The sequence below is a fragment of the Mesorhizobium sp. M0016 genome (genome assembly GCF_040324035.1).
GTDB lineage: Bacteria > Pseudomonadota > Alphaproteobacteria > Rhizobiales > Rhizobiaceae > Mesorhizobium.
Map to the genome: position 1 here is coordinate 289,252 of NZ_JAMYVM010000002.1, position 16,559 is coordinate 305,810.

At 63.7% G+C, this 16,559-nt stretch carries 19 protein-coding genes; 8 read left to right on the top strand and 11 right to left on the bottom strand.

Translation table 11 applies throughout. The features are described 5' to 3' along the window. The first annotated feature begins 25 nt into the window (after positions 1-25). On the top strand, positions 26-919 hold the full coding sequence (gene argB, locus NKJ88_RS04215; RefSeq protein WP_352443602.1) for an acetylglutamate kinase: 894 nt from the start codon (positions 26-28) through the stop codon (positions 917-919). A 42-nt stretch (positions 920-961) separates the two neighbouring features. Here argB and NKJ88_RS04220 read toward each other — a convergent pair whose 3' ends face one another. The 3 genes from NKJ88_RS04220 to NKJ88_RS04230 all read right to left on the bottom strand — a co-directional run bounded on the left by NKJ88_RS04220 (position 962) and on the right by NKJ88_RS04230 (position 3,608). Beyond that, a complete protein-coding gene (locus NKJ88_RS04220) occupies positions 962-1,360 on the bottom strand; it encodes a RidA family protein (protein ID WP_352443603.1) in 399 nt (132 codons plus the stop codon). Between the two features lie 112 nt (positions 1,361-1,472). Continuing rightward, positions 1,473-3,020: a magnesium-protoporphyrin IX monomethyl ester anaerobic oxidative cyclase gene (gene bchE, locus NKJ88_RS04225; RefSeq protein ID WP_023703792.1), complete on the bottom strand. Its 1,548-nt coding sequence runs from the start codon at positions 3,018-3,020 to the stop codon at positions 1,473-1,475. A 111-nt stretch (positions 3,021-3,131) separates the two neighbouring features. Continuing rightward, positions 3,132-3,608: an Lrp/AsnC family transcriptional regulator gene (locus NKJ88_RS04230; protein ID WP_023687465.1), complete on the bottom strand. Its 477-nt coding sequence runs from the start codon at positions 3,606-3,608 to the stop codon at positions 3,132-3,134. Positions 3,609-3,747: 139 nt separating this feature from the next. Between NKJ88_RS04230 and phhA the strand changes: the two genes are divergently transcribed. After that, positions 3,748-4,584, top strand: a complete 837-nt coding sequence (phhA, locus tag NKJ88_RS04235; protein WP_023687466.1) for a phenylalanine 4-monooxygenase — start codon at positions 3,748-3,750, stop codon at positions 4,582-4,584. 196 nt (positions 4,585-4,780) lie between these two features. On the opposite strand, the gene NKJ88_RS04240 is transcribed toward phhA, so the two are convergent. From NKJ88_RS04240 to NKJ88_RS04250, 3 genes are all read right to left on the bottom strand, one after another. Further along, positions 4,781-6,220 carry a GMC oxidoreductase gene (locus NKJ88_RS04240; RefSeq protein WP_352443604.1) on the bottom strand — a complete coding sequence of 480 codons (1,440 nt, stop codon included), beginning with the start codon at positions 6,218-6,220 and terminating at the stop codon, positions 4,781-4,783. Next, complete coding sequence (locus tag NKJ88_RS04245; RefSeq protein ID WP_023687468.1) at positions 6,217-6,387, bottom strand: hypothetical protein; 171 nt, start codon at positions 6,385-6,387, stop codon at positions 6,217-6,219. The genes NKJ88_RS04240 and NKJ88_RS04245 overlap by 4 nt, the downstream gene beginning before the upstream one ends. 178 nt (positions 6,388-6,565) lie before the next feature. Continuing rightward, the gene (locus NKJ88_RS04250; RefSeq protein WP_023681345.1) at positions 6,566-7,327 is read right to left on the bottom strand and encodes a GGDEF domain-containing protein; all 762 of its coding nucleotides are present in this window, start codon (positions 7,325-7,327) and stop codon (positions 6,566-6,568) included. Positions 7,328-7,502: 175 nt separating this feature from the next. Here NKJ88_RS04250 and NKJ88_RS04255 point away from each other — a divergent pair, with 175 nt between their 5' ends. Further along, a complete protein-coding gene (locus NKJ88_RS04255) occupies positions 7,503-8,222 on the top strand; it encodes a pyrimidine 5'-nucleotidase (RefSeq protein ID WP_023687469.1) in 720 nt (239 codons plus the stop codon). A gap of 80 nt (positions 8,223-8,302) precedes the next feature. Here NKJ88_RS04255 and NKJ88_RS04260 read toward each other — a convergent pair whose 3' ends face one another. Next, positions 8,303-9,148, bottom strand: coding sequence for an LOG family protein (locus NKJ88_RS04260; protein ID WP_023681343.1), 846 nt, complete (start codon positions 9,146-9,148; stop codon positions 8,303-8,305). Between the two features lie 148 nt (positions 9,149-9,296). Between NKJ88_RS04260 and dapD the strand changes: the two genes are divergently transcribed. The 3 genes from dapD to NKJ88_RS04275 are packed head-to-tail and all read left to right on the top strand — an operon-like array spanning position 9,297 to position 11,344. Then, positions 9,297-10,151 carry a 2,3,4,5-tetrahydropyridine-2,6-dicarboxylate N-succinyltransferase gene (dapD, locus tag NKJ88_RS04265; protein WP_023673222.1) on the top strand — a complete coding sequence of 285 codons (855 nt, stop codon included), beginning with the start codon at positions 9,297-9,299 and terminating at the stop codon, positions 10,149-10,151. Then, positions 10,148-10,552, top strand: coding sequence for a DUF805 domain-containing protein (locus tag NKJ88_RS04270; protein ID WP_081725464.1), 405 nt, complete (start codon positions 10,148-10,150; stop codon positions 10,550-10,552). Before dapD ends, NKJ88_RS04270 begins: the two co-directional genes overlap by 4 nt. Before the next feature lie 21 nt (positions 10,553-10,573). Next, positions 10,574-11,344, top strand: a complete 771-nt coding sequence (locus tag NKJ88_RS04275; protein WP_023752346.1) for a hypothetical protein — start codon at positions 10,574-10,576, stop codon at positions 11,342-11,344. Positions 11,345-11,410: 66 nt separating this feature from the next. Here NKJ88_RS04275 and NKJ88_RS04280 read toward each other — a convergent pair whose 3' ends face one another. Next, complete coding sequence (locus NKJ88_RS04280) at positions 11,411-12,424, bottom strand: 2-dehydropantoate 2-reductase (protein WP_352443605.1); 1,014 nt, start codon at positions 12,422-12,424, stop codon at positions 11,411-11,413. A gap of 115 nt (positions 12,425-12,539) precedes the next feature. On the opposite strand from NKJ88_RS04280, the gene dapE reads away from it, so the two are divergent. After that, positions 12,540-13,730 (top strand): succinyl-diaminopimelate desuccinylase, encoded by a 1,191-nt coding sequence (gene dapE, locus NKJ88_RS04285; protein ID WP_023696037.1) that lies wholly within the window; start codon positions 12,540-12,542, stop codon positions 13,728-13,730. Between the two features lie 2 nt (positions 13,731-13,732). Beyond that, positions 13,733-14,338 (top strand): hypothetical protein, encoded by a 606-nt coding sequence (locus NKJ88_RS04290; protein WP_023696038.1) that lies wholly within the window; start codon positions 13,733-13,735, stop codon positions 14,336-14,338. On the opposite strand, the gene truA is transcribed toward NKJ88_RS04290, so the two are convergent. Genes truA through fmt form a run of 3 tightly spaced genes read right to left on the bottom strand, consistent with a single transcriptional unit; the run spans position 14,335 to position 16,555 of the window. Continuing rightward, positions 14,335-15,090 carry a tRNA pseudouridine(38-40) synthase TruA gene (gene truA, locus NKJ88_RS04295; protein WP_023696039.1) on the bottom strand — a complete coding sequence of 252 codons (756 nt, stop codon included), beginning with the start codon at positions 15,088-15,090 and terminating at the stop codon, positions 14,335-14,337. The genes NKJ88_RS04290 and truA overlap by 4 nt on opposite strands. 11 nt (positions 15,091-15,101) lie before the next feature. Beyond that, positions 15,102-15,608: a GNAT family N-acetyltransferase gene (locus NKJ88_RS04300; protein ID WP_023728813.1), complete on the bottom strand. Its 507-nt coding sequence runs from the start codon at positions 15,606-15,608 to the stop codon at positions 15,102-15,104. Next, positions 15,605-16,555, bottom strand: a complete 951-nt coding sequence (fmt, locus tag NKJ88_RS04305) for a methionyl-tRNA formyltransferase (protein ID WP_023805804.1) — start codon at positions 16,553-16,555, stop codon at positions 15,605-15,607. Before fmt ends, NKJ88_RS04300 begins: the two co-directional genes overlap by 4 nt. Positions 16,556-16,559 lie beyond the last annotated feature (4 nt).

Sequence of the window (16,559 nt, forward strand, 5' to 3'; positions counted from 1 at the left end):
TACCCACATCCAGGGAACCATGCCGATGACGGAGATCACCGCCACCGCCGAAATGCAGGCCGCCCTGCTCTCGCGGGCCCTGCCCTATATGCAGCGCTACGAGCACAAGACGGTGGTGGTGAAATATGGCGGTCATGCCATGGGCGATATCGAGCTCGGCAAGGCTTTCGCCCGTGACATCGCGCTGCTGAAGCAGTCCGGCGTCAACCCGATCGTCGTCCATGGCGGCGGGCCGCAGATCGGCGCCATGCTGGCCAAGATGGGCATCGAATCCAAGTTCGAAGGCGGACTGCGCGTCACGGATCAGAAGACGGTCGAAATCGTCGAGATGGTGCTGGCCGGTTCGATCAACAAGGAGATCGTCGCGCTGATCAACGCCGAGGGCGAATGGGCGATCGGCCTGTGCGGCAAGGACGGCAACATGGTGTTCGCCGAAAAGGCGCGCAAGACCATGATCGACCCGGATTCCAACATCGAGCGTGTGCTCGATCTCGGTTTCGTCGGCGAACCGGTCGAAGTCGACCGCACCCTGCTCGACCTGCTGGCGCGCTCCGAAATGATCCCGGTGCTGGCGCCGGTGGCGCCCGGCCGCGATGGCCATACCTACAACATCAATGCCGACACCTTCGCCGGCGCCATCGCCGGCGCCTGCCAGGCGACGCGCCTTTTGTTCCTGACCGACGTGCCCGGCGTGCTCGACAAGAACAAGAAGCTGATCCACGAGCTGACGGTGGCCGAAGCCAAGGCGCTGATCAAGGACGGCACGGTGTCGGGCGGCATGATCCCCAAAGTCGAGACCTGCATCGAGGCGATCGAGCGCGGCGTCGAAGGCGTCGTCATCCTCAACGGCAAGACGCCGCATGCGGTGCTTCTGGAACTGTTCACCGAACACGGCGCCGGCACGCTAATCGTGCCCTGATCGGCAACTGGCTTGGCGGCCAGTTGGTCGGCTGGCCAGCCCTTAGGCAGGCTGGGGCAGGCGCGCGATGACCTTTATCTCGAAGTCGAAGCCGGCTAACCAGTTGACGCCGACCGCCGTCCAATTGGTGTAGGGCGGTTCACCGAACACCTTCAGCCGAACGGCATCGATCACGGGCCATTGCGTTGCCGGATCGGTGTGGAAGGTGGTCACGTCGACTATATCGTCGAACGTGGCGCCCGCTGCTTTCAGCACTGCCGCGAGATTGTCGAAGGCAAGCTGGACCTGCTTTTCGAAGACAGGTTCGGGCGACCCGTCCTCGCGGCTGCCGACCTGGCCCGAGACAAACAAAAGATCGCCCGATGGGATTGCAGCAGAATAGCGATTGATCTCGTAGAGAGCCTGCCTGCCGGCAGGAAAGATCGCGTCACGTTTGGTCATTTTCACTCCATTGTCCGGGACACTCACATACGTCCCGTATGCATGAGGTGGGTACATACGCCGCGTATGTCAATACGCATACGGTACGTATCTATGAATGGCAGCGAGCCGGTCAGGTGCCGGCCGAGATCGCGACAGCCGCTTCGGCCGGCTTGAGCGGCGGGCGCATGACGACCATGGATTCCTCATCGGCATCCTGCGGCGCGCCCCAGAACTCAGCCAGCGTCGGACCATCCTTGAGGCGGCGGTCGCGGGCCAGGAAACCCCAGACCTCGCGGAACCACACGCGGCGGCCCATTTGGGTGTACCAGCGCATCGAATGGCGCTGTTCGGGATCGGGGTGGAAGAGAATGCGCGCCAGCGCCTTCGGCCGCGACTGCACCGCGACCTCGATCAGCTTGACCGAGAAGAACAGCATCCACGGTTTCAGCCGGGTCATCTGCAGCACCTGGTGCTTGTAGTCCCACAGCCGGGCATCCGTCTGGATCACCTTGCGGTCCTTGGCGATGCGGAAGAACGGCGTCCAGCGGTGCGGCGTGACATAGAGCGCCTGGATCTGGTCGGGGTCGTAGGCAAGCAGCTGGCGAAAGCCGCGCCACAGATCGCGAAAGGTCTCATCCTCGAACCCCGCCACCCAGGTCGCCATGGACAGTATGCCATGCTGGCGGAGCAGCCGGATCGCCTCGCGGTCGGATGAGGTGCTGCCGCCCTTGCGGATCAGTTGAAGCGTCTGCTGGTCGGTGTTTTCCATGCCGAGCAGCCAGCGGATGACGCCGGCCTTGCGATAGAGGTGCAGGATGTCGGCATCGCGCACGATGTCGTCGGCCCGGGTCGAGCCGACGATCAGCACCGGCACGTTCTCGGCGATCAGCGCATCGAGAAAGGCGCGCCAAACCTTCTTCGATACGGTCGGGTTTTCGTCGGCGAGGTTGATCAGTTCGACGCCGTGCTGGCGGTGCAGCCAGGCAATCTCCTGCGCAAATTTTTTGGGGTCGCGGTGCCGCCAGCGGGTCCAGAAACCGCGCTGGCCGCAATAGTTGCACAGATGCGGACAGCCCCGCGAAAACTGCATGACCACGGCGCGCTTGCCGCCCCAATAGCTGTAGCGGCGGTGATCGATCAGCTCCCAGCCGACGCGGTACTCGTCCAGATTGGCAGTGGTCCCGGCCGGCCGCGTCGCGAAGGGGCGGCCGAGATCGTCGCGATAGGCGATACCCGCGACATCGCCCAGCGGCCGGCGATTGTCCAGTGCCACGACCAGGGCAAGGATGGTTGCCTCGCCCTCGCCGCGCACGATGAAGTCGAAGACATCGCTCGCCGCCAATATGTCGCGCCAGTGATAGGTCGGGAACACGCCGCCATAGATCACCAGCGTCGCCGGCTCGAGCGCCTTGACCATGCGGGCGATCGCGAGCGCGGTGGGATGCGCCGAGGTCGAGCCGGAGTGGCCGATCAGGATGCAATCGGGCTGGCCGCTGAGCGCATCGCGCACCAGAGTTTCCAACGGCATCGGCCCGAATTCGGCATCGACCAGCCGGACTTTATGGCCGGCGTCGATAAGCGGGCCGCCCAGTGCCAGCAGGCCGAGCGGTGGCAGATGGTCATCGGGCACGCGGCTGCCGATGGCGGTGTGCGGCGGATTGATCAGCACGATGTTCATGACGGACCTTTGAGCGACGGTCCGCATGGCGTAGCCGGCGTTTCAGTTTCGCATTTGGGCTCCGTTCAGCAGTTTGCGTGCAGCTTTTCCGCAGAAATGGCGGTGCGTGTCCTACCGCCTGAGGTGGGCGAGCGGCACGTGGCCCGGGCCCTTGATGTTCTGCAGCACCAGCTGGGTGTGAACGTCGCGCACGCCGGCAAGGCGCATCAGGCGGTGCATGACGAAGGCGTTGAGTTCGTCGACCGACGGCACCATGACGTGCAGCAGGAAATCGTGGTCGCCGGTCATCGTCCAGCATGACGACACTTCGTCCATGCGTTGCACGGCGGCGATGAAGGTTTCGGGCGAACCGTCGCTGTGGCTGGTGAGCCGCACCTGGATGAACACCTCGACCATCAGGCCGACGGCGCGGCGGTTGAGCACGGCGGCAAAGCCCTTGATGATGCCGGCCTCCTGCAGCGCCTCGAAGCGGCGGGCGCAAGGCGTCGTCGACAGGCCGATCTCCTGCGCCAGTTCGGACACGGGCTTGCGTCCATCGCGCTGAAGCACATCCAGCATCTTGATCTCGAAATCGTCGAACTGAGGCATTTTCACTCTCTTTCAGCTTCTGCTTGGTGATTTTTACCTCAAATCATGGACCCAAGCCATCATCAAAGCTGAATTGCCTCGCCGGCCGCCGCTAGACTCTGCGGACAGATTCAAGTGTCACGATCAGGGGAGAAGAACCATGACGACGATGAGCGTTGCCGAATATGCCCGTGATTGCGCGGCGCAAGGCCTGCGTGGCGACTATTCAGTGTGCCGTTCCGATTTCACCGTGGCGCAGGGCTATGATTACAGCGCCGACGAACAGGCGGTGTGGCGCACGCTGTGCGACCGGCAGACCAAGCTGACGCAGAAGCTGGCGCACCATTCCTATCTCGATGGCGTCGCCGCACTCGGCCTGCTCGACAAGATCCCGGATTTCGGCGCGGTCTCAGACAGGCTGCGCAAGCTGACCGGCTGGGAAATCGTCGCCGTGCCTGGCCTCATCCCGGCCGCGCCCTTCTTCGACCATCTCGCCAACCGGCGCTTTCCGGTGACCAACTGGCTGCGCACCAAGGACGAGCTCGACTACATCGTCGAACCCGACATGTTCCACGACTTCTTCGGCCATGTGCCCATCCTGACACAGCCGGTGTTTGCCGACTTCATGCAGATGTATGGCGAAAAGGCTGAGAGCGTGATTGCGCTGGGCGGTGACGAGATGATCACCCGGCTCTACTGGTACACCGCCGAATACGGGCTGATACAGGAGGAGGGCCAGAAGCTGAAAGCTTTCGGCGCCGGGCTGATGTCGTCGTTCACCGAATTGCAGTTCGCCGTCGCGAGCCCGGACGCGCACCACGTGCCCTTCGACCTCGAAACGGTAATGCGCACCGGTTACGAGATCGACAAGTTCCAGCGCGCTTATTTCGTGCTGCCGTCCTTCGACGTGCTGCGCGATGCGTTCCGGACCGCCGATTTCAAGGCGATCGTTGCCCGCCGCAAGGGGCAGCCGACCCTGGATCCAGCGACGGTTTAGCAAATCCTGAAGGGTTTGCGCGGCACCTATCCCCACCCTTAATCCTCCCCACAAGGGGGAGGGAGATCTCGTTGGCGCTGATTTCCGAGGGTTTCGACACCAAGGCATGGGTAGCGCCGGTAGAAATCCTGTCGCGCCGTTCGCTTTTTTGACAATCAGACGGTGATGACTTCGTCACACCGGGGGGATGACTTCGTCACACCGTGATTACTTTGGTCAGATGGTCGCCTAGCCGGCAGGCAAGTGCGGTGATCGTCGTCGTCGGGTTGCATTCGCCCGACGTGCAGAATACCGAGGAACCGCCGACATAGAGATTGTCCATGCCGTGCACCTTGCAGTTGGCGTCGACCACGCTCTTGGTGACATCGGTGCCCATGCGCGTGCCGCCCATATGATGGTGGCCGGCCAGTTCCTCATCCGTCGGGTAGTCCTCGCCATTGGTCAGCCAGTCCATGATGCGGACGCGGCCGAGGTCCTTCTCGATCAGCGTCGTTCCGAACAGCTTGAGCCCCTCAAGGATGGTGCGGCGCTCCAACGGCGACTTCTTCCAGTGCAGCTCGATGCGCGGCACGCCGGCACGGTCGACATCGGTCTTCGACAATTCGATATGGTTCGAGGCCAGCGGCGCCTGTTCCCAGGCGACGTAGAGCTGGGCGGCGCAGCGCAGGTTCTGGCTGAGCTGGTAGGCGATCCATTCGGCGGCCTCGGGCGCGGTGCAGGCGAGGTCGGCAATCAGGCTCTTGACGCCGGCATAGGGCGTCTCGATCAGGCGTATGCCGAAATTCATGATCTGCAGCCGCTCCATGGCGGCGAGCGTCGGCGAGAAGAACGCCTCGTTGACGGCATCAACCTCGAACTCCCTGTAATCGGCCAGGATGGCATTGCCGCCCTCGAAGGTCGGGTGCTCCATCCAGTAGCGGCCAAGTGCCGTGGCGTTCGGCACCACGCCGCCATTCGAGCGCTGGTTCGACCATAGAAGCAGCCGCGAATTCTCCAGCCCGCCGGCGCAGACGATGAAATAATCGGCGCTGAAGGCGCCGGCATCCTTGCCGTTCGACCACAGCCTGGCGCCGGTCACTCGTTTGCCGTCCCCGGCAAGTTCGGTGGCATAGGTGTTGAGCACGAGCGCTATGTTCTTGCTCTTGTCGACCTCGTCGGAGAATTTCTCGCCAAATCGCACGGCCGGGCTCTTGATCAGCTGCACCCAGCGTATGTCGTCTGAAATCGGCACATCGGGCTTGAAGTCGGGAAGCTCGAGTATGTCGTGCACCTCGGACAGATAGGGCTCGATGTCGGTCCGGGCGATTGGCCAGCCGGTGTCCGGCGCCCATGCCTTGGGCTCAAAGTCCTGCTTGTCGAGCACGCGGCACCAGCCGGCCCAGTGGTTCGACGACCCGCCCATGAAGCGCAGCCGGGTGATGTCGAGATCGAAATATTGATCGCCGACCGTGGAGCCGCGGTAGAAATCCTGCGACTCGTCGCTGAATTCGCGTGCGCCGGCCTCCAGCACCACGACCGGAATGCCGGCGGCGCTGAGCTTTCTGGCAATGGTGGTGCCGGCCGGCCCGGAGCCGAGAATGCAGACCTTGGGCTTGAAATCCGAGGCTCGAAACGCCTCATAGCTGTCGAAGATCATGCCAGGTCGCTCCGCTTCAGGATCCAGCCATTGACCACGACGATCTCGTCGGGATCGGACGGGGGGCGGTCGCTGTCAGGCTGCTTGCGAAAAAGCTGTAGCGCCGGCATCGCAATCAGCGCCTGCACGATGGTGCGGCGCGATATTTTCCTGATGAAGAAACTCATGACACGTCTCTGGATGGGGGCTTCGATCCACGCATGGCGTTCCCTGAACGGCACACGTACCGGCCAGACATGCCATTCCCGTGCCAAGCCTTGCCTATAAACGAGTTACAACCCGGTAAACGGCGCAGTTGCGTGGAAACAATGTTGGCGATCCGTTAACAGCCCCACCACCAACACCTCAGGCAGCTTCGGAAATATCCCGGTCTAGGATCGACAAATTGCGGCCGCGGTGCTTGGCCTCGTAGAGCCGGCGGTCGGCGGCGCGCATCAGGTCCGAGACATCGGCATCTTGCGCACAGGTGATGCCGCCGATCGAGACGGTCAGCGGCACCGTGCGCTCGTCGACCGGACGAAAGCGGACCAGCTCGACTTCACGGCGGATGCGCTCGGCCACGCGCCGGGCTTCGGCTTCCGTAGCGCCGACCAGGAAGGCGCCGAACTCCTCACCGCCAATGCGGCCGAGCACGTCGCCGCTGCGGACGCCGCGCTCGATGGCGCTGGCGATCAACACCAGTGCGTCATCGCCGGTCAGATGGCCGAAACTGTCGTTGATCGCCTTGAAATGGTCGGCGTCGATGATCAGCAGCGCGCCGCGATCGGATTTGCGCCGCGAGCCGTCCAACGCGGCAAAGAAGCTCTCGCGGTTGAGCATGCCGGTCATGTCGTCGCGGCTCGCCTTCGCCGACAGGCGCCGATGCGCGGCGGCGAGCTGGGCATGCGCGCGGGCGAGATCGCGATGCGCGTTTTTCAGTCGGTCGCTCTGCCAGAAGGTGCTGGCGCAGGCGATCCAGGCGAGCGCCAGCGGGCACACCGTCGATGTCAGCCAGACAGTGCGGTCGACCGGAAAACCCATGGCGGGAACGATGATCAGCGTCAGCAAAAGCGAGATGGCTACCGAGCCGAATGCGACCGCGGCGGACTTTAAGACTATGCGACTCATCGCTGGCTCCCACTGAACCGTCTCTGTGCCAGCAAGCCCTGAAGGCCACCTTTCCGTGATGGCTAAAATTTGAATGGTGAGCCCATTTTTACAACTCTAGATGCACATAGGTTGTGGATAAGCTCTACATCAGAAAGGGGTTCGAACGGCAGATATTTCATGCCATAAGGACGCCATGACCACGCTGCCCGATCCCGCCCGCTTCGCCCATGTCACCGACTGGGTGTTCGACCTCGACAACACGCTTTATCCGCACCATTCGAATCTGTTTTCGCAGATCGACGTCAAGATGACGGCCTATGTCGGAGAACTGCTCACGCTGCCGCGCGAGGAAGCGCGCAAGCTGCAGAAGGAACTCTATCTCGAATATGGCACGACGCTGAACGGGCTGATGACGCGCCACGGCATCGACCCCGACGATTTTCTCGAAAAGGTGCACGACATCGACTATTCGTGGCTGGTGCCGGATCCGGTGCTGGGCACCGCCATCCGCCAGCTGCCCGGCCGCAAGTTCATCTTCACCAATGGCGACCGCAGGCACGCCGAGCGCACCGCGCGCCAGCTCGGCATACTCGACCATTTCGACGACATTTTCGATATCGTCGCCGCCGGGCTGACGCCGAAGCCGTCGCGGCAGACCTATGAGAAGTTTGCCGAACTGCACGCCGTCACCGGACACAATGCGGTGATGTTCGAGGATCTCGCCCGCAACCTCGAGGTGCCGAAATCACTGGGCATGACCACGGTGCTGGTGGTGCCGCGCAATTTCGAGCCGACCTTTGCCGAGATCTGGGAACGCGATCCGGCCAATGAGGACGACGTCGATTTCGTCACCGACGATCTCGCGACGTTTCTGACGGGGATAGTGGAGGGGGTAGAGGAATTGAGGAGCTGAAGAATTGAAGAACTGGTGAAAGGGAGACCGATCCGGACCTCCTTTTCCTCAATTCTTCAGTTCTTCAATTCCCGGTTCCCCTACTCCCCCAACTTGTAGAAGCGGCTGATGATCCCCCAGGCCTCGTCGGCGGTGTCGACAAAGTCGATGATATCCTGGTCGCCGGGCGTGATGGTGCCTTGTTCGGCCAGGAAATCGAGGTCGATCGCGCGCTGCCAGAACGCCTTGCCGAACAGGATCACCGGCACGCGCTCCATGCGGCCGGTCTGGATCAGCGTCAGCGTCTCGAAGAATTCGTCCATGGTGCCGAAGCCGCCCGGAAACACCGCGACGGCCTTGGCGCGCATGACGAAATGCATCTTGCGGATGGCGAAATAGTGGAAGTTGAAGCACAGCTCCGGGGTCACATAGGCGTTCGGCGCCTGCTCGTGCGGCAGGACGATGTTGAGGCCGATCGACGGCGCGCCGACATCGTCGGCGCCGCGATTTCCCGCCTCCATGACGCCTGGACCGCCGCCGGTGACGACGACGAATTCGCGGTAGTAGGACGTGGCCGATTGCTGTGAGCAGAGGCGGGCGAATTTGCGCGCCTCCTCGTAATATTTGCTGTTTTCCTCGAGGTTTTTCTTCTGCGTCTCGTTCTTGGCGGCCCAGGCCTCGCCGCCGGGCTCGGGAATACGCGCGCCGCCGAACAGGATGACCGTCGAGCGGATGCCGCGCTCGGCCAGGATCATTTCGGGCTTCAAGAGCTCAAGCTGCAAGCGCACAGCGCGCAATTCCCGGCGCGTCATGAAGTCGGGATCGTTCCAGGCCAGCCGGTAGGTTTCGGCGCGCGTCTGCGGCGTGTCGGGAACGCTTTTCGAGCGCTCCAGATCCTCGTCCGAATGCGGCAGCGGCGTCCATCCCGCCTTTTCCATAGGAGTCATATGCTTTCTACCCGTCCCAACAGTTCACTTGCGCCGTCCCATGGCGCACGCGCGATTGACCCCCAATACGCCTTAACATAGGGTCCGCGCGACTTTCAAAACAAGGTTAAGGCCGACGGCCTTAACAGCGTGGTAACGGAGCGAATTCATGTCGAAGCCTGATCTGGCCAGCCTCGAAAAGACGATCGAGAAGGCCTTCGAGGAGCGCGACACGATTTCGACCGCGACCCGGGGCGAAACGCGCGACGCCATCCAGTCCTCACTCGACCTGCTCGACCGTGGCACCGTGCGCGTTGCCGAGCGCCAGGCCGATGGCAAATGGCATGTCAACCAATGGCTGAAGAAGGCGGTGCTGCTCTCGTTCCGGCTCTATCCGATGGAGATCATCAAGGGCGGCCCCGGCCAGGCGGTCTGGTGGGACAAGGTGGCGTCGAAGTTCGACGGCTGGAGCGCGGTCGATTTCGAGAAGGCAGGCTTCCGCGCCGTGCCGTCTTCGATCGTGCGCCGCTCGGCCTATGTCGCGCCGGGCGCGGTGCTGATGCCGTCCTTCGTCAATGTCGGCGCCTATGTCGACAGCGGCACCATGGTCGACACCTGGGCCTCGGTCGGCTCCTGCGCCCAGATCGGCAAGAATGTGCACCTCTCGGGCGGCGTCGGCATCGGCGGGGTGCTGGAGCCGATGCAGGCCGGCCCAACCATCATCGAGGACAATTGCTTCATCGGCGCGCGCTCCGAAGTGGTCGAGGGCTGCATCGTGCGCGAAGGCTCGGTGCTCGGAATGGGTGTGTTCATCGGCCAGTCGACCAAGATCGTCGACCGCGCCACCGGCGAAGTGTTTTATGGCGAGGTGCCGCCGAATTCGGTCGTCGTCGCCGGCTCGATGCCGGGCAAGGCCTTTCCGAACAACGAGCCGGGCCCTGGCCTCTACTGCGCCGTCATCGTCAAGCGCGTCGATGCCAAGACCCGGTCGAAAACCTCGATCAACGAACTGCTGCGTGATTGATCCTGTCCGAGCAACCAGAGCGCTCCAGATTGCCCAACACACCACCACTTCCCTGGCTTTTCTTCAGCCTCTCAGGGCGCGTCAGCCCAAGTGCCTACGTGCTCGCCGGGCTGCTGCTGGTGCTTGCACAGTTTTTCCCGCTCTACCAGTTGTCGAGACTGGAACCCGGCACCGCAACCAGCCAGAACTGGGCACTTGTGTTCTGGGTCGTTTTGCTGATCTCGACATGGTCGAGCTTTGCGGTAACCGCAAAGCGGTTTCATGATTTCGGCAAGCCGACTTATTACGCGTTGATCTCTCTTATCATCGGCCCCATTCTTCTCATCGTTCTAGCGTGTTTCCGCGGTGACCCCGGTCCGAACCGCTACGGCAAACGCAGCAACGCGCCGGCTGAACCATGAGCGCCGACCGGATATCTCGCCATGCGCTACCGCACGCTTGATCCGAAACTGATCATCGACACCGCCGAGCGGCTGGAAGAGCGCGTCGCCGAGCGTTTTCCCGATGCCGGCCTGCGCGGCGTCGCCGCCGAACTGGTGTCGCTGTCGCGCGACCTGGCCAAGGCGGCGCAGGCGCTGGAAGCGCCGATCTGGTGGCTGCGCGGCGCCATCGTTGCCGCTGTTGCCGCCGGCGCGCTGATCTTCCTATTCGTCGGCACCATCCTGCCGCTCATCCATATCTCGCAGGCCGACGATGCGGTGCAGTCGGTGCAAGGCATCGAAGCCACGATCAACATGATGATCCTTGCCGTGCTCGGCCTGCTGGCGCTGATCCGCACCGAGGAGCGCATCAAGCGCAAGCGGGTGTTTCGCCAGTTGCATGGGTTGAGATCGCTGATCCATGTCATCGACATGCACCAGCTGACCAAGGATCCGGCAGCATTGTCCGCCAATTTCAGGCCGACCGCGCATTCGCCGGCTCGCATCACCAATGCCGCCGACCTGGCGCGCTACCTCGACTATTGCTCGGAAATGCTGTCGATCACCGGCAAGATCGCGGCGCTGTTTGCGCAGTCGGTCAATGACGATGTGGTCATCGACGGCGTCAACGACGTCGAGAACCTGGCGTCCAACCTGTCGCGCAAGATCTGGCAGAAGATCACGCTGATCGAGAACCACCCGGCGGCGCAGCCCCTGCCGGCGCCAGGCCCGGCGAGCAAAGCGCCGGCTCCGAGGCGCGCACCAAAGCTGTGACGCGGCGGGCCCACGCGCCTGTTTTCGGGCTATGCGGGCCAAGGCCCGAGGCTCGCGGCAAGTAGACTATCCAGTGACGGCTTCCGGCGTCAGCCCGGGTGAGCCGCGCTTTTCCCGCTCGGCCTGCCGCACCAGCGCGGTGACCCGCTTCAGCAGAGGCGCCGGCGTGCCGGCCTTTTCGGCGAGGCTCAGGACGGCCCCCTGCAGGTCACCGATCTCGGTCGGCCGACCGCGCTGGAGGTCGTCCCACATCGACGAGCGCGCCTGCGGGTCGATCGCGAGCATGCGGCGGGCGACCAGCCGGAACAGCCAGTCCGGCAGCCGGAGCAGTTTCGGCAGCAGGCCGGGACGCAAGCCGCCGATCCGCGCCGGCGCGATATGTAACGCCTTCATCGCCGCCAGGGCCTCGTCGATCTGACCGGCCAGGATCCGCCGCCAGCGGCGGTCGGCAAGTTCGCTCGCCAGCGGCAGGCCGGACAAGGCGACAAGCGCGTTGTTGAGGTTGATCAGCAGCTTGCCCCACTGAACGGCTTTCATGTCGGGATGGGTTTCCACGCCAAGCCCTTCGACATCGAGAAGGCCGGCAAGGCCGGTCACGCCAACTTCGATCATGACCTTGCCGTCGCTGGCGCGATGCACGTGAAGCGGCAAATTGCCTATGGCCGACTGGACGACATTGAACGGCACCATGCCGGCGAGCACAGTCCGTCCACCGAGCCCGGCGCGTAACCGGTCGGCATTGCCGACGCCGTTCTGCAGGCTGACCACCACGACATCGCCGCGCGCATGTCCGGCAACAAGCGACGCCATCTCGTCGGTAGCGCCGTTCTTGACCGTCACCAGCACCACGTCGGCGCTGGCGAGGGCAGCGGCGGGATCGGTGGTGACGGACTCCGGCCGGATGGATCGGTCGCGACCATCGACATCGGTGATGCGCAGGCCACCGCCCAGCAAGGCCGTCGCGATGCCTGGCCGCGCCAAAAACACCACCTTGAGTCCGGCCAGCGCCAGGCAACCGCCGACATAGCAGCCGATGCTGCCGGCGCCGGCAATGGCGATGGTCTTTTCGGCGTTGGCCATGCGATTATCTCGTGTTGGCCTGCACTATACGACAGGAAAACCATAATGTCGGCGGCAGGACCGGTCCTCATCTCTGGCCGTGACAGGCCTTTCGCTTTCGACTATCGCTTTGCCCATGAAACTGCCGACCGATCCCGCCGCCAACCTCGCGACCCTCATACGCTGCGCCTCCGTAACGCCCGCCGAGGGCGGCGCGCTGGCTGCCCTGGAAGGCATGCTGAAGCCGCTCGGCTTTTCCGTCGAACGCCCTGTGTTTTCCGAAGACGGCACCCCCGACATCGAGAACCTCTACGCGCGTCGCTCCGGCAACGGGCCGCATCTGATGTTTGCCGGCCATACCGACGTGGTGCCGGCGGGCGACGAGGCGTCGTGGACGCATCCGCCCTTCGCCGCCGAGATCGCCAAGGGCGAGATGTATGGCCGCGGCGCCGTCGACATGAAGGGCGGCATCGCCTGTTTCATCGCCGCCGTGGCGCGCCATGTCGAGAAAAAGGGTGGTCCGAAAGGCTCGGTCTCGCTGCTGATTACCGGCGACGAGGAGGGGCCGGCGATCAACGGGACGACAAAACTGCTCGACTGGGCGGCGGCCAAGGGCGAGAGATGGGACGCCGCGATCGTTGGCGAGCCGACCAATCCGGACACGCTCGGCGACATGATCAAGATCGGCCGGCGTGGCTCGATGTCGGGCAGTGTCACGGTCAACGGCCGCCAGGGCCATGTCGCCTATCCATTGCTCGCCGACAATCCGGTGCGCGGCCTGATCAGCCTGGTCGACGCCTTGCTGTCGCCCGTCTTCGACAAGGGCACGAAGGATTTTCAGCCGACCAATCTGGAAGTGACCTCGATCGATGTCGGCAACCCGGCGACCAATGTCATTCCGGCCAAGGCGACAGCCACCTTCAACATCCGCTTCAACGACACATGGACTGCCGAGACGGTGCAGGCCGAGATCCATAACCGCCTCGACCAGGCGGCGAAGCGCAAGAAATACCGGACCGGCAAGACGCCGGTCGACTACGAGCTGATCTGGCGCGACCGGCCGAGCCATGTCTTCCTGACGCGCGACGACAAGCTGATCGAGACGCTGCGCGGGTCGATCAAGGCGACAGTCGGCAAGGAGCCGGCGCTGTCCACCTCGGGCGGAACCTCGGATGCGCGTTTCATCAAGGACTATTGCCCGGTGGTCGAGTTCGGCCTGGTCGGCAAGACCATGCACATGGTCGACGAGCGCGTCGCACTGGCCGACCTCGAGACGCTGACCCAAATCTACCAGCGCTTCATCGATGACTGGTTCGAGCAGGGCTGATCATGCTTTCGGTTGACGAGACCTCTTCATCGCTTAACGGCGCCTGGCGGCTGATGCTCGGAAAGGCCGACGGCTTGCGGCTGCTCGACCTTTCGGCGGACGGCTTCTGGAATTCCTTCTTCGCCATCGTCGTCGCCGCGCCGGCGATGATCGTCGGGTGGGTCGGCACGGCCAACGAGATCGGCGATCCCAATGCGTTCGCCGGTCGGCTGGGCATGTTGGTTCGCCTGGCGACCGTCGACCTCGGCTCGTGGCTGCTGCCCCTGTTTGTGCTTGCCCTGGTCGCATCGCGCGCCGGCATTGGCGACCGCTTCGTCCACTATGTCGTCGCCAGCAACTGGGCGTCGGCGATCACCGCCTGGATGCTGCTGCCTTCAGCGCTGATCAGGCTTTTCCTGCCGTCCGGCAACCCGGTTGCCGAATTGGTGTGGCTGGTTCTGGTGGTGCTTTCGCTGGTACTCTCCTGGCGGATGACCAACGCCGCGATCGGCAAGGGCGCGGCTGTCGGCAGCGCCGTGTTCGCAGGCATGTTGGTGGTGTCTCTGGCCGTGTTGTTCGGCCTGGTGGCGCTGCTCGGCATCACTGTGCCGACCGCCGCTCCGGCCTAGAACTTTTCCGGATAGTCTACACCGACGAGAAAAAGCCCGTCGGGCGGCGCCACCTGGCCGCAGGCGGCGCGGTCTTGCGCCGCGAGCGCGGCCTTGAGGTCGGCGGCGGTCCAGCCGCCGTCGCCGACGCGTTTCAGCGAACCGACCATGGAGCGCACCTGGTTGTGCAGGAAAGAGCGCGCCGAGGCCCTGACTTCGATCAGGTCGCCCTGGCGGCTTACATCGAGCAGCTCCAGCGTCCGCACCGGACTGTTGGCCTGGCATTGCGTCGAGCGGAAGGTGGTAAAGTCATGTCGGCCGAGCAGGACTTTCGCCGCTTCGTGCATGGCGTCCGCATCGAGCCGCTTCGGCACCCACCAGACCTTGCCCTTTTCCATCGCTGCAGGCGCGCGCCGGTTGAGGATGCGGTAGAGATAGTGCCGTCCGCGGGCCGAGAAACGGGCGTCGAACTCATTGGGGACAACCGTCGCCTGCAGGATGGCGATGCGCGCGCCCGCCGCCTGCAGGTGCGCGTTGACGGCGTCGCGCACCTTGTCGTTTGGCCATGCCTTGGCGAGGTCGACATGCGCCACCTGGGCGGTCGCATGCACCCCGGCGTCGGTGCGGCCGGCGGCGCGTATCCGCACCGCCTCACCGCAGAATTTCTCGATCGCCTGCTCTATCGCCTGCTGCACCGAAGGCTGATCCGCCTGGTGTTGCCAGCCGGCGAAGAGGCTGCCGTCATATTCGATATCGAGACGAAAACGCGGCATACACCCTTCGTTCAGGCGGCGAGTGCGGTAAAGGCCTGGGCGTAGACCAGTTTGCCTTTTTCGGGTGCGTCACCCCAGGCCAGCGCCTGCAGCGCTTCGCCCTGATATTCGCTCTCGAACTTTTCGGCCCGCGCATGATTGTAGCCGAAGCGGCCGTAATAGGCCGGATCGCCCAACACAACGGCGAGCGTCTCGCCGGCATCCCTGAGGCGGATATGCGCCTCGCGGATCAGCGCACCGCCAATGCCCGAGCCGTGGAACGAAGGTTCCACCGCCAACGGCGCCAGCGCCACGGCTGCAAACTGCTTGCCGCCGTTCTGAACGAACAGCCTGGAAAACAGGATGTGGCCGACCACCTGGCCGTCTTCTTCCGCCACCAGTTCGACAACGGCGTCGCCGCCGGTGACCAGAGCGTCGACCAGCCCGGCCTCCGCCTGCTGGCCGAATGCGTGTTCCTCGACGAGGCGTATAGCCTCGCGGTCCCGCGGCGTCGCGCCGCGTATCGACATCATGCTCATGAGAACTTCATTCCTTTTTCGATCTTGGCCCCGCGCAGAAACTCCTGCGCGGCAGCAGGCTTTCCGCCCGCCCGTTGAACTTCGACCAGCCTGACCGCGCCCGACCCGCAGGCGACCGTCAGCCGGTCATCGAGAATTCCTCCCGACTCGCCCATGCTTTCAGAAAGCGTACCTTCCAAAAGCGTCGAGCGAAGCAGTTTCAGCCGTTCCGTGCGGCCGCCGATGTCGGCCTCGCACCAGGCGCCCGGGAATGGCGACAGGCCGCGAATGTGATTGTGGACCTCCGCAGCCGGGCGCGTCCAGTCCACACGTGTCTCCGACTTATCGATTTTCCTGGCGTAGGTCACCCTGTCAGCCGCCTGCAAAGTCGATGCCAGGGTATTTGTCTCCAATCGGGACAGCGCTTCCACCATCAGCGTGGCAGCAATATTCATCAAGCGGTCGTGCAGATCGCCGGCGGTCATGTCGGGCTCTATGGCGCATTTTTCAACCAGTGCCACCGGACCGGTGTCCAGGCCCTCTTCCATGCGCATCACCATCATGCCGGTTTCGACGTCGCCGGCCATAATGGCGCGCTGGATGGGAGCTGCACCACGCCAACGCGGCAAAAGCGAGGCGTGGCCGTTGAGGCAGCCGAGGCGCGGAGCCTCCAGAATACCCTTCGGCAACAGCAAACCATACGCGACGACGACCGCGACATCGGCACGCAACGCATGGAAAGCAGCTTGCTCGGCCTCGCCCTTCAGCGACAGCGGCGTGCGCACTTCGATGCCCAGCCGCTCAGCCTCGCGCTGCACCGGCGACGGTGTCAGCTCCAGCCCGCGGCGGCCCGCGGCGCGCGGCGGCTGGGTGTAGACGGCTGCTATCTCGTGCCCGGCCTCGGCAATCGCGCGCAGCACCGGCACCGAAAACTCCGGCGTGCCCATGAAGATGACGCGAAGCGGCATCTTC

What these genes read in the sequence shown, in the direction of transcription:
- argB (WP_352443602.1), top strand. Translation starts at nt 26, where the DNA reads ATGACGGAGATCACCGCCACCGCCGAAATGCAGGCCGCCCTGCTCTCG.
- NKJ88_RS04220 (WP_352443603.1), bottom strand. Translation starts at nt 1,360, where the DNA reads ATGACCAAACGTGACGCGATCTTTCCTGCCGGCAGGCAGGCTCTCTAC.
- bchE (WP_023703792.1), bottom strand. Translation starts at nt 3,020, where the DNA reads ATGAACATCGTGCTGATCAATCCGCCGCACACCGCCATCGGCAGCCGC.
- NKJ88_RS04230 (WP_023687465.1), bottom strand. Translation starts at nt 3,608, where the DNA reads ATGCCTCAGTTCGACGATTTCGAGATCAAGATGCTGGATGTGCTTCAG.
- phhA (WP_023687466.1), top strand. Translation starts at nt 3,748, where the DNA reads ATGACGACGATGAGCGTTGCCGAATATGCCCGTGATTGCGCGGCGCAA.
- NKJ88_RS04240 (WP_352443604.1), bottom strand. Translation starts at nt 6,220, where the DNA reads ATGATCTTCGACAGCTATGAGGCGTTTCGAGCCTCGGATTTCAAGCCC.
- NKJ88_RS04245 (WP_023687468.1), bottom strand. Translation starts at nt 6,387, where the DNA reads ATGAGTTTCTTCATCAGGAAAATATCGCGCCGCACCATCGTGCAGGCG.
- NKJ88_RS04250 (WP_023681345.1), bottom strand. Translation starts at nt 7,327, where the DNA reads ATGAGTCGCATAGTCTTAAAGTCCGCCGCGGTCGCATTCGGCTCGGTA.
- NKJ88_RS04255 (WP_023687469.1), top strand. Translation starts at nt 7,503, where the DNA reads ATGACCACGCTGCCCGATCCCGCCCGCTTCGCCCATGTCACCGACTGG.
- NKJ88_RS04260 (WP_023681343.1), bottom strand. Translation starts at nt 9,148, where the DNA reads ATGACTCCTATGGAAAAGGCGGGATGGACGCCGCTGCCGCATTCGGAC.
- dapD (WP_023673222.1), top strand. Translation starts at nt 9,297, where the DNA reads ATGTCGAAGCCTGATCTGGCCAGCCTCGAAAAGACGATCGAGAAGGCC.
- NKJ88_RS04275 (WP_023752346.1), top strand. Translation starts at nt 10,574, where the DNA reads ATGCGCTACCGCACGCTTGATCCGAAACTGATCATCGACACCGCCGAG.
- NKJ88_RS04280 (WP_352443605.1), bottom strand. Translation starts at nt 12,424, where the DNA reads ATGGCCAACGCCGAAAAGACCATCGCCATTGCCGGCGCCGGCAGCATC.
- dapE (WP_023696037.1), top strand. Translation starts at nt 12,540, where the DNA reads ATGAAACTGCCGACCGATCCCGCCGCCAACCTCGCGACCCTCATACGC.
- NKJ88_RS04290 (WP_023696038.1), top strand. Translation starts at nt 13,733, where the DNA reads ATGCTTTCGGTTGACGAGACCTCTTCATCGCTTAACGGCGCCTGGCGG.
- truA (WP_023696039.1), bottom strand. Translation starts at nt 15,090, where the DNA reads ATGCCGCGTTTTCGTCTCGATATCGAATATGACGGCAGCCTCTTCGCC.
- NKJ88_RS04300 (WP_023728813.1), bottom strand. Translation starts at nt 15,608, where the DNA reads ATGAGCATGATGTCGATACGCGGCGCGACGCCGCGGGACCGCGAGGCT.
- fmt (WP_023805804.1), bottom strand. Translation starts at nt 16,555, where the DNA reads ATGCCGCTTCGCGTCATCTTCATGGGCACGCCGGAGTTTTCGGTGCCG.